Source organism: Lacinutrix jangbogonensis, assembly GCF_000797445.1.
In the GTDB taxonomy this organism is placed as follows: Bacteria; Bacteroidota; Bacteroidia; order Flavobacteriales; family Flavobacteriaceae; genus Lacinutrix; species Lacinutrix jangbogonensis.
Map to the genome: position 1 here is coordinate 158,498 of NZ_JSWF01000025.1, position 15,004 is coordinate 173,501.

Genomic DNA, 15,004 nt, shown 5'->3' on the forward strand with positions numbered 1-15,004 from the left:
TTCTATTAATTTACAACCATGATACACATAGAACCAGAATTACTAAATAGAGTCAATACTTGGTTAACTCCAGCTTTCGACAAAGACACGCAGTTACACATAAAAGACCTTATTGGTAGTAACCCTGAAGAGCTAAAAGAAAGTTTTTACAAAGATTTAGAATTTGGAACTGGCGGCATGCGAGGTGTTATGGGCATTGGCACTAATAGAATTAACAAATATACATTAGGAAAAAATACGCAAGGCATTAGTGATTATATGCACAAAGTGTTTCCTAACGAAACATTAAAAGTTGCCATAGCTTTCGATTGTAGACACAATAGTAAATCCTTAGCTAAAGTAGTAGCAGATGTGTTTTCTGCTAATAATATTGAAGTTTTTTTATTTGAAGACCTGCGCGCAACTCCAGAACTATCTTTCGCTTTAAAACATTTAGACTGCCATTGTGGTATTGTTTTAACAGCGTCTCATAATCCTCCAGAATATAACGGTTATAAAGTCTATTGGCAAGATGGCGGGCAATTGGTTCCACCTCAAGATGCTGAAATTATTTCAATAATAAATGATTTAGATTATGCTGAAATAAAATTTGAATCAAATGAAAAACTAATCCACTATATAGGCAAAGATGTCGACGATGTTTTTATTAATGCAGCTGTTAAAAACGGAAGCTTTAATACTTCCGCGGAAGCGAGAGAAAATTTAAACATTATATTCACATCACTTCATGGCACATCTATTACTGCAGTGCCAGAAACGCTAAAACGTGCTGGCTATACCAATGTAAATATAGTTGAAGAGCAACGCGAACCAAATGGCGATTTTCCAACAGTTGTATCTCCAAACCCGGAAGAGCCAGAAGCTTTAAAAATGGCCATGGCATTGGCTAATAAAACAGCAGGTGATATTGTTATTGGTACGGATCCAGATTGCGACAGATTAGGCGTTGTAGTTAGAGATTTAGAGAACAACCTTGTTATTTTAAATGGTAATCAAGCCATGCTATTAATGACGGATTTCTTACTTAAACAATGGCAAAACCAAGATAAAATAAACGGCAAACAATTTATAGCAAGTACAATTGTTTCTACACCAATGATGCGCGTTTTAGCAAAATCTTATAGTGTAGAATGCAAAATTGGCTTAACAGGCTTTAAGTGGATTGCTAAAATGATAAAAGACTTTCCAAAGCTCGATTTTATTGGTGGTGGTGAAGAAAGTTTTGGTTTTATGGTTGGCGATTTTGTTCGTGATAAAGATGCCGTTACAGCAACGTTATTAGCGTGTGAAATTGCTGCACAAGCAAAAGCTAAAGGCAGCAGTGTTTATCAAGAATTAATAAGTTTGTATGTAGCACATGGTTTGTATAAAGAACGCTTAGTTTCTATTACAAAAAAGGGAATTGAAGGCGCGCAGGAGATAAAGCAAATGATGGTTGATGCCCGAAAAAATCCATTACAAGAAGTTAACAACTCTAAAGTTGTTTTAATTGAAGATTATCAATTATCAATTTCAAAAAACACCGTTACAGGAGAAACCACTGCAATTGCTATTCCAAAATCTAACGTCTTAATTTACCATACAGAAGATGGTAGTAAAATTGCCTTAAGACCAAGTGGAACAGAGCCTAAAATCAAGTTCTACATCAGCGTAAATACAGCCTTAGACAATGTATCTGCTTTTAAAGCAACGGAACAACAATTGGAAGCTAAAATTGATGCGATACTAAAAGACATGCAGCTTAACTAGATGAAAAAAATAATACTACAGTTATTACCTTTTATTAAAAAGTTTAAAAAGCACGTGATTTTAAATGTGATTTTTAATCTATTGTATGCCTTGTTTAGTGCATTAGCATTTATTTCTTTAATACCAATGCTAAACGTATTATTCGGTCAAACAGATACGGTAACAAAAGCGCCTGTTTGGGAAGGTATTACAAAGATAAAAACCTACGGTGAGCAATTATTAAATTACAAAGTAAGCGGTTATTTAGAGAATGGAAATGCCCAAATGGCATTAGTAATTGTAACTGGACTAGTAATTTCTACGTTTATACTCAAAAACATATTTGGCTATTTTTCAATGCAGCACATGATGTATCTTAAAAATGGTGTTCTTAATGATTTAAGAAAAGAGATGTACAAAAAGATTATTAATCTTCCTTTAGGTTTTTATTCTAAAAGGCAAAAAGGAGATGTAATGGCCAGAATTTTAGGTGATATAACTGAAATGCAAAATTCATTTTTTATCGCTCTAGAACTTATTGTAAGAGAACCTGCTACAATAATATTTTCATTGATTTTCATGTTTTCATTTAGTTGGAAATTGACTCTTTTTGTATTATTTTTTATACCAATTGCAGGGTTTTTAATTTCTAGAATAGGAAAAAATTTAAAAAGCAATTCGTTAAAAGCACAACAAGAATCTGGTAAATTAATTTCAATTGTAGAGGAAACTTTAACAGGATTAAAAATAGTAAAAAGTTATACTGCAGAAAAAATATTTAAAGGCAAGTTTGTAAACTCTTCAGATACAATATTAAAACTATCTAATAAAATCGGCTTAAAAAACAACCTTGCAGGCCCCGTAAGCGAAGTTTTAGGAATTGCCACTATTGCGGTTTTATTATGGTATGGAGGTCAACTGGTTCTAGTTGAAAAGGTAATTAAAGGTACAGATTTCTTAGCTTTTATGGGATTAGCTTATGCTATTTTAACACCTGCAAAAGCAATAAGCAAAGCATCTTACCGTGTTAAAAACGGTATAGCAGCGGCAGATCGTGTTTTTGAAATTTTACATGAAGAAGATACTATGGCAGATTTGCCAAATGCTAGTATTATAGATGATTTTAATAATGAAATATCGGTTAATAATATTTCTTTTAAATACGATAATGACATCGTACTTAAAAACTTTAGCATAAAAGTACCTAAAGGTAAAACGGTCGCTTTAGTTGGGCAATCTGGATCTGGAAAAAGTACCATTGCTAATTTACTAACTAGATTTTATGATGTAAATGAAGGTAGTATAGAAATTGACAGCAATAATATAAAAGATATTACAAAAAAATCATTGCGTGGTTTAATGGGTTTAGTTACTCAGGATTCCATATTGTTTAACGATACTATAAAAAATAATCTTTTAATAGGTAAACCTGATGCTACTGATGAGCAAATTATTGAAGCATTAAAAATTGCAAATGCTTGGGAATTTGTAAAAGATTTACCGGAAGGGATTAAAACAAATGTAGGAGATGCAGGAAACAATTTTTCTGGCGGACAAAAACAACGCTTAAGTATCGCGAGGGCTGTTTTAAAAAATCCTCCAATTATGGTTTTAGATGAAGCCACCTCAGCTTTAGATACAGAAAGTGAACGCTTAGTTCAAATTGCATTAGAAAACATGATGAAAAACAGAACTTCTATCGTTATTGCGCATAGATTGTCTACCATTCAAAACGCAGACGAGATTATTGTAATGCACAAAGGAGAAATTGCAGAACAAGGGAAACATAGCGAACTTATAGCATTAAACGGCATCTACAAAAAGCTAGTAGATATGCAAAGCTTTGATTAATAGGTTATTAAAAATATAAAATAACAAAAAAGGGATAAACATAAGGTTTATCCTTTTTTTGTTTTACGTATCGTTTTAGCAAAAAATAAATTAGCAATAGTATTCATTTTAAAAGAAAATTACATTTACTTTAAACTATATTAATTTATTGTAGTCTAAAAGAAAATCATTTATAGTGACCACAGAAACCGAACTTATAGCTCAGCTACAGACTAAAGGCAATAAAGATGCTGCTTTTAGAGAACTTGTTGCGCAATATAAAGAGCGCTTGTATTGGCATATTAGAAACATTGTAAAATCGCATAACGATGCAGACGATGTGCTTCAAAATACATTTATAAAGGTTTATAGAAGTATTGATGGTTTTAAAGGCCAAAGTAAACTCTATTCCTGGTTATATAGAATTGCAGCTAACGAAGCCATTACACTTATTAATAAAAATTCAAAACGATTACAAATAACAAACCAAGAAGTTCAAGATTTAGCAATAAATAATATGGAGTCTGATGTTTACTTTGAAGGTGACGCGATACAACTTAAGCTTCAAAAAGCAATTGCAACATTGCCAGAAAAACAACAATTGGTTTTTAATATGAGATATTTTGAGGAGATTAAATATAAAGATATGTCGGAAATATTAGAAACCAGTGAAGGTGCTTTGAAGGCCTCTTATCATATTGCAGCAAAAAAAATTGAAGCCTATTTAAAAAGTAATTAAACTAATTAAGAATTATAGAGTCCTAATACTAGTAAACACTTAAAAGATTTCTGATGTCTCGGAAAGCAAACATGAAAAAAGAAAATATACATAACATAAAAAATTCAGGATTTAAAGTACCTCAAAATTATTTTGAAGGTCTTGAAGATTCGGTTTTAGCAGAAGCTAAGCTTAAAAATTTAGTTAGCGATTCTGGTTTTAAAACTCCTGAAGGGTATTTAGAAAATTTTAGTGTTTCTATTAAAAAGGAAACTAAAGTCATCTCTATTTTCTCTAGAAAGAACATGCTATTTGTTTCAAGTATTGCAGCGGCAATAGTCTTATTTTTTAGCTTAAATGTTTTCAATAATTCGCCTTTAACTCTTAACGATTTAGATATAACAACCGTAGAAGATTACATTTTAGACGAAACTGAATTAGGTGATTTAGCATCACTATTTCAAGACAACGAGTTAAGTGAATCCCAATTTATAGATTACTCATTAAGTGATGAAACACTAGACAACTATCTAGAATCTATTGATGTTAACGACTTATATTCAGAATAAAAAAAAACAAAAATGAAAACAAAAATATTACTTATCCCTATTATAGCTTTACTATTATCGATAAATAGTTATGCGCAAAAGTCACATAAAGAAAAGATTGATGCATTAAAAGTAGCTCATATTACAGAGCAATTAGATTTAACTGCGAAAGAAGCTCAAGTCTTTTGGCCAATATATAATGCCAACGAAGAAGCGCGCTTTAAACTTAGAGATAATAAAGTGAGAAATCAATTAGGGAAATTATGCAATTCGTTATCAGATACTGAAATCACAGAAACTGAAGCAAAAGAATTGTTAAACCAAATATCAATAATTGAAGAAAACAAACACAAACTTCAAAAAGAATATTTAGCTAAGTTAAATACTGTTTTAACTTCAAAGAAAATATTAAAACTTATGAATGCTGAACGTACTTTTAAACGTAAAATGCTTAAAGAATTTAAAGAAAGACATGGAGGAGAAAGGTCTAGACGTAAGTAGTATTCAGTATTGAGTATTCAGTATTCAGTATTCAAAGTTTGAAAAAATCAGCAAATCAAAATAAATTAGTGCTATTCATTTTCAAAAAAAGGCTACAACAACCTAAAATCAAACTACAGATTAGTGAAAATTCGACTAATTCGTGACTAAAAACCTCAAGAGTAAATCAACTCTACAAAAGACACCTCTACAATAAACAACATTCTACCTAAAAGTGAGCTTTGCAATACGTTTGTTTCCTGCTGCATAAGCAACACTATCATTTACAAAGCGCAGTGTATAAAAACCTTCATCGCTTAAATGTTTCCACGTATCACCAGCATCGTTAGAATAATCTATGCCTTTAAAACCAATTGCAACTAACTCTTTAGCTTCTCTACCAGGAATATACTGTACACAACTTCTATAACCAGGACTTTGGTTTTTTGCGACTAATTGCCAAGTTCTTCCGCCATCAGCCGTTCTTATTTTATTAGCCGAACTATCTGCAGCTTTTGTATAATCTCCACCTATGGCAAATCCGTTTTTATTATCGTAAAAATCTAAACTGTACATGCCTTGTGGACCATCACCTTGCACAATTGGAGTATTAAAAACTTCCCAAGTTTCTCCTTTATTTGGAGAATATAAAATGCGGCTTGCTCCTCCTCCGGTTGCTACCCATGTTTCGTCTCCTACAATTGCAATATTAGTATCACTTGCTGCAAAAGCAGCTTCGTCTTTTTTAGTTTTTGGCAAAATAGCGCAAGACAGTTTAGTCCATGTGTTTCCTCCATCTCGAGTTATAATAATACTCAAACAATCTCCTGTTGGATCTCCAATAGCAATACCTTCTTTATCGTTCCAGAAATCCATAGCATCGTAGAATGCTTTTTCGTGGTTTTCTTGATAGACTAATTCAATTCCTAAATCATTTGATTTATACAAAAGTGCTGGACTTCCAATAGTTAGTAAAAAGCCTGCTTTATTAGTTACTGCTATCGCTCTAAAATTATTGGGAATAGTATCATTTTTTAAAATATTTGGAGCAACCGATGAAACAAGTTGATTATCAACTAAATTAATACTAGCATTGCCCAGTCTTCCATCTGAAGTTGCAAAAAATGCTTCTTGGTTTTTAATAACTTCCAAAGCGCGAACATTCAAAGTCGAATCCCTTAAAAGCAAACCAATTTCAACTTCTGTTACATCTCTTGGAATAAAAATAGCCTCTTTTTTTACTTCATCTTTTTTACATGAGAATAATGATAATAGGACGCAAAAAACAATTATAAGGTTTTTCATAAATTTTAAATTTCTATAAAAGTAGAAAAGCTCCACGAGAAACCTATTACGCATCAAAGAAAAATTAGCTCAATACTAAAAGCGCTAGACAAATTGAAAAAATAATAGTTTAAATAAATCAGTTATATATCGTACCTTTGCACGCTGAATTAATCATTAGGATAACTTGATTTTTAATTCGTTTAAATATTGAAAATGAGATTACACAGAAATTTATGTTTTGCTACAGTTGATGGATTATTACTAATCTTTAACGAAGGCAACTATGCAGATAAAGTAGTACAACAACTTCTTAAACGCGACAAACGTTGGGGAAGTAGAGATCGTGGTTTTGTTGCAGAAACGACTTACGATATTGTACGTTGGAAACGCTTATATGCTGAAATCGCAAATGTAAAAGAACCTTTTTCGCGCGACGATATTTGGCGGTTATTTGCTGTTTGGGCTACATTAAAAGGTATTAAGTTACCAGATTGGACATACTTTGAAGGTACACCTACACGGAAAATAAAAGGACGTTTTGACGAATTATCTAAAATTAGAAAAATAAAGGAATCTTTTCCAGATTGGATGGATGAACTTATTTTAAGCGAATTGGGTGAAAAAACATGGAATAAAGAAGCTACTGCTTTAAATGAGCAAGCAGATGTTATTTTAAGAGTAAACACACTTAAAACTACCAAAGAAAAATTAAAGACCGAATTATTTGATTTAGACGTTGAAACCGAAGAGATAAAAGGCTATCCAGATGCTTTAAAACTTGCTGTACGTGGGAACGTTTTCACAACAGATGCTTTTAAAAAGGGATGGTTTGAAGTACAAGATGCTTCTTCACAGTTAGTAGCAGAATTTCTTGATGTAAAAAGTGGAATGAAAGTTGTTGATACTTGTGCAGGAGCAGGTGGAAAAACACTTCATATTGCTGCCTTAATGGAAAATAAAGGCCAGATAATTGCAATGGATATTTATGATAATAAATTAAAAGAATTAAAGCGTCGTGCTAAACGTGCTGGAGCTCACAATATAGAAATGCGAGTGATAGATTCTACCAAACCCATTAAAAAATTATACGATAAAGCAGATCGCGTTTTAATAGATGCGCCTTGCTCTGGTTTAGGCGTTTTACGTAGAAACCCTGGTGCAAAATGGAAAATGCAACCAGAATTTATTGAAAAAATAAAAAAAACACAAATCGAAATTCTAAACTCGTATTCTAGAATGGTTAAACCTGGAGGAAAACTAGTATACGCTACTTGCTCTATTTTACCTTCTGAAAACAACCAACAAGTTGATACGTTTTTAAAATCGGAAAACGGTAAAGAGTTTACCTTCGTAAAAGACAAAGTAATATTATCACACCAATCTGGTTTCGACGGGTTCTACATGGCTTTACTAGAAAAAAAATCTTCAAATTAAATTTGCACACAATATGAAACACCTATACATTACAGTCACTTTCTTACTCACTATATTTACTTTATCAGCTCAAGTTCCTACAAATTATTATAGCTCAGCTACTGGCAATGGTTACGCGTTAAAAACGCAATTAAAAAATATTATTAATAATAGTGATGATGGATTAACAACTGAATATCAATCATCAGATTTAGGTTATAGTGCACTATATACAACCTTTAGTAGCTCAGATATTGATCTTTATTTTGAAAATAATGGCACGCTATTAGATATGTATTCTGAAAACCCTTCAGGCACTGATGCCTACGAATACAGTTATGGAACAAACCAAGATGATGGCTCTGGCGGAACTGCTGAAGGTCAAAAATACAATCGAGAACACATAATACCACAATCTGTTTTCGATGGTAATTCGCCTATGAAAAATGATGCGCATTTTGTTGTCCCTTCAGATAAGTACATAAATGCACAAAGAGGTAGTTTTCCTTTTGGAGTTGTAGAAACAGCAAACTTCACTTCTACTAACAACTCAAAAAGAGGAAATAATTTAGACTCAGGGTATTCTGCTGGTTATACAAATACGGTATTCGAACCTATAGACGAATTTAAAGGTGATATTGCAAGAATGTACTTTTATTTTGTAACACGATATGAAGACAATTTTGTAAATAATGATTTTGATAGTTATGCAATGTTTAATGACTCTGCTGATCAAGTCTTTGAACTAACCTTTTTCAACATTCTTTACCAATGGCATACGCAAGATCCAGTGTCTCAGCGCGAATTAGATAGAAACAATGCTATTTTTAATGCGCAAAATAATAGAAATCCTTTTATAGACAACCCTACTTACGTTTCTGAAATATGGCAAGGTTTATTATCTGTAGATGAGTTTACTGCTGAAGCGGCAGTAAAAATATATCCTAATCCTGTAAAAGGAAGCTTTTTAAATATTGAAGTAAAACAAAATACCTCTTTTGAAATCTACGATATTCTAGGTAAAAAAATATTAGATGGTAATGTTACGCCAACAAGTAAACAAATAGGTGTATCACAATTAAATAAAGGTGTGTATATATTGAAATTAGAAACACCAAACGGAGGTCTCTCTAAAAAATTAATTAAAAGTTAATTTTCATTCAAGTCTTGGTAAAAAAAACTCAAACGCGTCTTAATTCGACAGATTCTCTAGCGCTTTATTAGAAAGAAGCCTTCAAATTAAACTAGTAGTTATTATGAAACACTTATACATAACATTCACTTTTTTACTCACCGCATCTATTGCTTTTGCTCAAGTACCCACAAGTTATTACAATGCTGCAACTGGAACAGGTTACACCCTAAAAACACAGCTTAAAGTCATTACTTCTAATGGCCATACAGCAAGAAGTTACGATCAATTATATGATGGGTCAGGTGTATCAGGTTCTCAAGGTTATATAGACACGCATTCTGACACCAACGTTACAGGAGGAGCTAATTATGAAGATGATAATACGGTTTTAGATATGTATTCTGAAAATCCTTCAGGAACAGATCCTTATAATTTCAATCATAATATTGGAAATTCTGGAAATCAATCGAATGAAGGCGACTGTTATAATAGAGAACATTTAGTACCACAATCGTCTTTCAATAGTAATTTCCCAATGCAAAGTGATATTCATCACGTAATCCCAACAGATTGTAGAGTAAATAATTTTAGAGGAAGCCTACCTTTTGGAAATGTTGCATCAGCCAACTGGACATCACAAAACGGATCTAAAAGAGGATCAAGTGGAGTTATAGGATACTCTGGGACTATGTTCGAGCCTATAGACGAGTTTAAAGGAGATATTGCAAGAGCACTACTCTATTTTGTAACACGTTATGAAGATAACATTGATGGATACACAAGTTTCGAGATGTTTAATGGTACAAACGACGAAGTCTTTTTTCCGTGGGCAATTACAACTTTACTCGATTGGCATAACACTATAGATCCTGTAGATGAAAGAGAACGTTTAAGAAACGATGAAGCTTATAATTTTCAGGGTAATGCAAATCCATTTGTAGATCACCCAGAATATGCAGATATGATTTGGAATCCTGTGTTAGATAGTCAAGATCCAACGGTTCCTGCAAATTTAATGGCATCCAATCCTTCAACATCATCTATAGATTTATCATGGACAGCGTCAACAGATAACGTGTCGGTAATAACTTACGATGTTTATGTAAATACTGCCTTTTACGTAACTACCAATTCAGCAGCAAATACATACACAGTAACCGGATTATCTCCACAAACGATGTATACTTTTAATGTTCGCGCTAAAGATGGATCAAACAACACATCAGCGCAAAGTAACTCTGCTTCGGAAACTACATTACCAGGAACTATAACTACAAATGAGATATTTATTTCAGAATATGTAGAAAGCGGAAACAATAAGGCATTAGAAATAGCTAATTTTACTGGTACAACAGTTAATTTATCTGCTTACACAATTGCTAGAGATGTTAATAGTAATGGTGCTTTTGGTGACGCTTTACAATTAATAGGAAGTATTACAAATGGAGCTGTACATGTCATTACAAAAGGGAATGCAGAATCTGCTTTAACTAGCTTAGCAGACCAACTATCGAGTGCAGATGCTATGTTATTTAATGGTAATGATCCTGTTGGCTTATTTAAAAATGGAACACTAATAGATATTTTTGGAACATTTGGTGGCAGTAATGATTATGACGATATCGTTTACAGAAGAAAACCTTCTGTAGAAAACCCAACGACTAGTTTTAATTTAATTGCTGAATGGGATGCGTTTCTTGAAGGCGATTACACAAATTTAGGCAGTCATTCTCAAACTTTAAACGTTACTAGTTTTGATGCTAATACTTTTAAAATCTATCCAAACCCTATTAATGGAAACCTCTTAAATATTGAAGTAAAACAAAATACACGATTCGAAATCTATGATATTCTAGGCAAGAAAATATTAGAAGGTAATGTTACTCCAACACATAAAGAGGTTGCTGTATCAAGATTAAATAAAGGTGTTTACATTTTAAAATTAGAAACACCTAATGGAACTATATCTAAAAAATTAATTAAAGGATAAATTCCTTTTCAACATATTTTAAAAAAAGCGATTCTAAACGAATCGCTTTTTTTATGGTTAATAACCACGTGAATAACTCTAAAATTAAGTCTGATTTTTAATGTCACAATTCCACTAAAAAAACTAAATTTGTGCTTTTAAAAACAACTTCAAATACTATATATAATGATTCATTTCTTCGGAAACCAAAACAGTAAATTATTTGCTGTTCAAGCAACAAAAGAATTATCAACTACAACCCTTTCAAAATTGATATGGTTATTTGGCAACCAGCCAAAAATAGAACACACATCATTAGAGGCTTATTTTATTGGTCCACGTGCTGCTATGATTACACCTTGGAGTACCAATGCTGTTGAAATCACCCAGAATATGGGAATAGAAGGCATTCTAAGAATTGAAGAGTTTCAAAATTGCCCTGAAGATTTCAAGGACTTCGATCCTATGATTTCTGAAAAGTATAGTAGCTTAAACCAAGCGTCTTTTGCAATAGATGTTAAACCTGAACCCATTCTAAATATAGAGGATATTTCAGCATATAACAAACAAGAAGGCTTAGCATTAAACGAAGAGGAAGTTGGATATCTAGAAGGTGTTTCTAAAAAAATTGGAAGACCACTTACAGATTCTGAAGTTTTTGGATTCTCTCAAGTCAATAGTGAGCATTGTCGTCATAAAATATTCAATGGAACATTTATCATTGATGGTGAAGAAAAACCAAGTTCATTATTTAAATTAATTAAAGAAACAGCGAAACAACATCCAAATACTATTGTTTCGGCATATAAAGATAATGTGGCTTTTATTAAAGGCCCAAAAGTGGAACAGTTTGCACCTAAAACGGCAGATAAACCAGATTTTTACACCACTACAGACTACGAATCTGTAATTTCAATAAAAGCAGAAACACACAATTTTCCAACAACTGTTGAGCCTTTTAATGGAGCAGCAACGGGTTCTGGAGGAGAAATTAGAGACCGATTAGCTGGAGGAAAAGGGTCGTTACCATTAGCAGGAACTGCTGTTTACATGACATCGTATTCTCGTTTAGAAGATAACAGACCTTGGGAACAGAAAATGGAAGCACGAGAATGGTTATACCAAACTCCTGTAGATATATTAATAAAGGCTAGTAATGGAGCATCAGACTTTGGGAATAAGTTTGGCCAGCCTTTAATTTGTGGCTCTGTATTAACTTTTGAACATGAACAAGACGCAAGAAAAATTGGTTTCGATAAAGTAATCATGCAAGCTGGTGGTATTGGTTATGGTAAAGCAGATCAAGCTTTAAAAGACACACCAAAAACTGGCGATAAAATTGTAATACTTGGTGGTGAAAACTACCGTATTGGAATGGGTGGAGCTGCAGTTTCTAGTGCAGATACAGGAGCATTGAGTTCTGGTATTGAGCTTAATGCTGTGCAGCGTTCTAATCCGGAAATGCAAAAACGTGCTGCAAATGCAGTTCGTGGAATGGTTGAAAGTGAAGAGAATTTTATTGTTTCTATTCACGATCATGGCGCTGGTGGACATTTAAATTGTTTAAGTGAATTAGTAGAAGATACTGGAGGAAAAATTGATTTAGATAAATTGCCTGTAGGCGATCCTACTTTATCTGCAAAAGAAATTATTGGTAACGAATCTCAAGAGAGAATGGGACTAGTAATTGCCGAAAAGCACTTAAATACTTTAAATAAAATCGCAGAACGTGAACGTTCTCCAATCTATACCGTTGGTGAGGTTACAGGAAACGACCGTTTTACTTTCGAGTCTAAAACCAAAGGAGACAAACCAATGGATTTAGCTTTAGAAGATATGTTTGGAAGTTCTCCAAAAACTATAATGAATGACATTACTGTCGATAGAAATTATGGAGGTATCTCATATAACCCAGATGAATTTTACAACTACTTAGACCAAGTTTTACAACTTGAAGCTGTAGCCTGTAAAGACTGGTTAACAAACAAAGTAGACCGTTGTGTTGGTGGAAAAGTTGCCAAACAGCAATGTGTTGGTCCTTTACAAATTCCGTTAAACAATGTTGGTGTAATGGCTCTTGATTATAAAGGAAAAGAAGGTATTGCCACTTCTATTGGCCACGCTCCTATTTCAGGATTAATAAATCCTATTGCAGGAAGCAGAAATAGTATCACTGAGGCTTTAACTAATATTATTTGGGCACCTTTAAAAGATGGATTGCAAAGTGTCTCACTCTCCGCAAATTGGATGTGGCCTTGTAAAAATGAAGGTGAAGATGCACGATTATATGAAGCTGTAAAAGCGATTTCGGAATATGCCATAGCTTTAGGAATTAATGTTCCAACAGGAAAAGATTCGCTTTCAATGAAGCAAAAATATCCTAACGAGTCCATTATTTCTCCTGGAACTGTAATTATTTCGGCAGCTGGAAACTGTAACGCTATTTCTAAAGTTATAGAACCCGTTTTACAGAAAAATGGAGGTGATATTTATTATATAAATATATCGCAAGACGATTTTAAATTAGGTGGGAGTTCATTCGCTCAAATTTTAAATAAAATTGGAAATGATGCTCCAAATGTTACGGATTCAGCTTTTGTAAAAAATGTATTTAACACGATACAAATCTTAATAAAAGACGAGCAAATTGTTGCAGGACACGATGTAGCTTCTGGTGGTTTGATAACTACACTTTTAGAAATGTGCTTTGCAGATACTAATTTAGGAGCAGCATTAGATATTACTGCTTTAAACCAAAAAGATTCTTGTAAGGTATTGTTTGGTGAAAATGCAGGTATTGTTTTTCAATCTAAAGATGCTGCAATAGAAAACGTTTTAGCAGATGCTAATATAGAATTCTTCAACATAGGAAAAGTAACAGAAAGCGACACGCTAAGCGTAATTAATCAAGCTGAAGTATTTACAATGACAGTTTCTAGATTACGAGATGTTTGGTACAAAACGTCTTTCCTTTTAGATCAAAAGCAAACTGCCAACAATTTAGCTGAAGCGCGTTATAACAACTATAAAAAACAACCTTTAACATATACATTTCCAAAACATTTTACTGGTAAATTAAGCGATGTCATTCAGAGTGCAAGTGAAGAATCTCGTCCAAAAGCAGCGATCTTACGTGAAAAAGGGTCTAACTCTGAGCGTGAAATGGCAAATGCCATGTATTTAGCTGGCTTTGATGTAAAAGATGTACATATGACCGATTTAATTTCTGGTCGTGAAACTTTGGAAGATATTCAGTTTTTGGGAGCCGTTGGTGGTTTCTCAAATTCTGATGTTTTAGGTTCTGCAAAAGGTTGGGCAGGCGCCATTAAATATAATGAGAAAGCAAATAAAGTAATTAATGATTTCTTTAATCGCGAAGACACACTTTCTGTTGGTATCTGTAATGGTGCACAATTATTTATGGAACTAGATTTAGTAAATCCTGAGCACGATGTGCATGGAAAACTAACCTATAACGATTCTAAAAAACATGAAAGCTCGTTTACTTCAGTAGCTGTTCAGAAAAACAATTCTGTAATGTTATCGACCCTAGAAGGCACGACTTTAGGTGTTTGGATTTCTCATGGTGAAGGTAAATTTAACTTACCAAAAACAGAAGACCAATACAATATTGTTGCCAAATATGGCTATGAAGGCTACCCAAACAACCCAAACGGGTCAGACTTTAACACAGCAATGCTTTGTGATACAACAGGAAGACATTTAGTAACGATGCCACATATTGAGCGTTCTACATTCCAATGGAATTGGGCAAATTATCCTGAGGGCAGAAAAGACGAAGTATCACCATGGCTTGAGGCTTTTGTGAATGCTAGAATTTGGATTGAAAAAACTAAAGGTTAAAATTAAATACCACTCTATGTTTTAGTAAGAAA

Annotated in this window: 10 protein-coding genes; 9 read left to right on the forward strand and 1 reads right to left on the reverse strand. The window is 33.1% G+C overall.

Annotated elements, in window-relative coordinates; translation table 11 throughout:
• Window positions 1-18: 18 nt before the first annotated feature.
• The 5 genes from RH82_RS07520 to RH82_RS07540 all read left to right on the forward strand — a co-directional run bounded on the left by RH82_RS07520 (window position 19) and on the right by RH82_RS07540 (window position 5,325).
• On the forward strand, window positions 19-1,749 hold the full coding sequence (locus RH82_RS07520) for a phospho-sugar mutase (protein WP_206420417.1): 1,731 nt from the start codon (window positions 19-21) through the stop codon (window positions 1,747-1,749).
• Entirely contained in the window at window positions 1,750-3,579 is a 1,830-nt protein-coding gene (locus RH82_RS07525) for an ABC transporter ATP-binding protein (RefSeq protein ID WP_034059461.1), read from the forward strand.
• A 175-nt stretch (window positions 3,580-3,754) separates the two neighbouring features.
• The gene (locus RH82_RS07530; RefSeq protein ID WP_034059462.1) at window positions 3,755-4,297 is read left to right on the forward strand and encodes an RNA polymerase sigma factor; all 543 of its coding nucleotides are present in this window, start codon (window positions 3,755-3,757) and stop codon (window positions 4,295-4,297) included.
• A 71-nt stretch (window positions 4,298-4,368) separates the two neighbouring features.
• Complete coding sequence (locus RH82_RS07535) at window positions 4,369-4,845, forward strand: hypothetical protein (protein ID WP_034059464.1); 477 nt, start codon at window positions 4,369-4,371, stop codon at window positions 4,843-4,845.
• 12 nt (window positions 4,846-4,857) lie between these two features.
• On the forward strand, window positions 4,858-5,325 hold the full coding sequence (locus RH82_RS07540; protein ID WP_034059467.1) for a hypothetical protein: 468 nt from the start codon (window positions 4,858-4,860) through the stop codon (window positions 5,323-5,325).
• A 204-nt stretch (window positions 5,326-5,529) separates the two neighbouring features.
• Here the strand turns inward: RH82_RS07540 and RH82_RS07545 are convergent, their stop codons facing one another.
• The gene (locus RH82_RS07545) at window positions 5,530-6,609 is read right to left on the reverse strand and encodes a WD40/YVTN/BNR-like repeat-containing protein (RefSeq protein WP_034059469.1); all 1,080 of its coding nucleotides are present in this window, start codon (window positions 6,607-6,609) and stop codon (window positions 5,530-5,532) included.
• 195 nt (window positions 6,610-6,804) lie between these two features.
• On the opposite strand from RH82_RS07545, the gene RH82_RS07550 reads away from it, so the two are divergent.
• From RH82_RS07550 to purL, 4 genes are all read left to right on the forward strand, one after another.
• Window positions 6,805-8,025, forward strand: a complete 1,221-nt coding sequence (locus RH82_RS07550) for an RsmB/NOP family class I SAM-dependent RNA methyltransferase (protein ID WP_034059471.1) — start codon at window positions 6,805-6,807, stop codon at window positions 8,023-8,025.
• Window positions 8,026-8,038: 13 nt separating this feature from the next.
• Window positions 8,039-9,157 (forward strand): endonuclease, encoded by a 1,119-nt coding sequence (locus tag RH82_RS07555; RefSeq protein WP_034059473.1) that lies wholly within the window; start codon window positions 8,039-8,041, stop codon window positions 9,155-9,157.
• 103 nt (window positions 9,158-9,260) lie between these two features.
• Window positions 9,261-11,129 (forward strand): endonuclease, encoded by a 1,869-nt coding sequence (locus tag RH82_RS07560; RefSeq protein ID WP_034059475.1) that lies wholly within the window; start codon window positions 9,261-9,263, stop codon window positions 11,127-11,129.
• Between the two features lie 165 nt (window positions 11,130-11,294).
• Window positions 11,295-14,972: a phosphoribosylformylglycinamidine synthase gene (purL, locus tag RH82_RS07565; protein WP_034059478.1), complete on the forward strand. Its 3,678-nt coding sequence runs from the start codon at window positions 11,295-11,297 to the stop codon at window positions 14,970-14,972.
• Window positions 14,973-15,004: the final 32 nt, after the last annotated feature.

Excerpts from the sequence above, each read along its gene's own strand:
- RH82_RS07520 (WP_206420417.1), top strand. The coding sequence starts at position 19 with ATGATACACATAGAACCAGAATTACTAAATAGAGTCAATACTTGGTTA.
- RH82_RS07525 (WP_034059461.1), top strand. The coding sequence starts at position 1,750 with ATGAAAAAAATAATACTACAGTTATTACCTTTTATTAAAAAGTTTAAA.
- RH82_RS07535 (WP_034059464.1), top strand. The coding sequence starts at position 4,369 with ATGAAAAAAGAAAATATACATAACATAAAAAATTCAGGATTTAAAGTA.
- RH82_RS07540 (WP_034059467.1), top strand. The coding sequence starts at position 4,858 with ATGAAAACAAAAATATTACTTATCCCTATTATAGCTTTACTATTATCG.
- RH82_RS07545 (WP_034059469.1), bottom strand. The coding sequence starts at position 6,609 with ATGAAAAACCTTATAATTGTTTTTTGCGTCCTATTATCATTATTCTCA.
- RH82_RS07550 (WP_034059471.1), top strand. The coding sequence starts at position 6,805 with ATGAGATTACACAGAAATTTATGTTTTGCTACAGTTGATGGATTATTA.
- RH82_RS07555 (WP_034059473.1), top strand. The coding sequence starts at position 8,039 with ATGAAACACCTATACATTACAGTCACTTTCTTACTCACTATATTTACT.
- RH82_RS07560 (WP_034059475.1), top strand. The coding sequence starts at position 9,261 with ATGAAACACTTATACATAACATTCACTTTTTTACTCACCGCATCTATT.
- purL (WP_034059478.1), top strand. The coding sequence starts at position 11,295 with ATGATTCATTTCTTCGGAAACCAAAACAGTAAATTATTTGCTGTTCAA.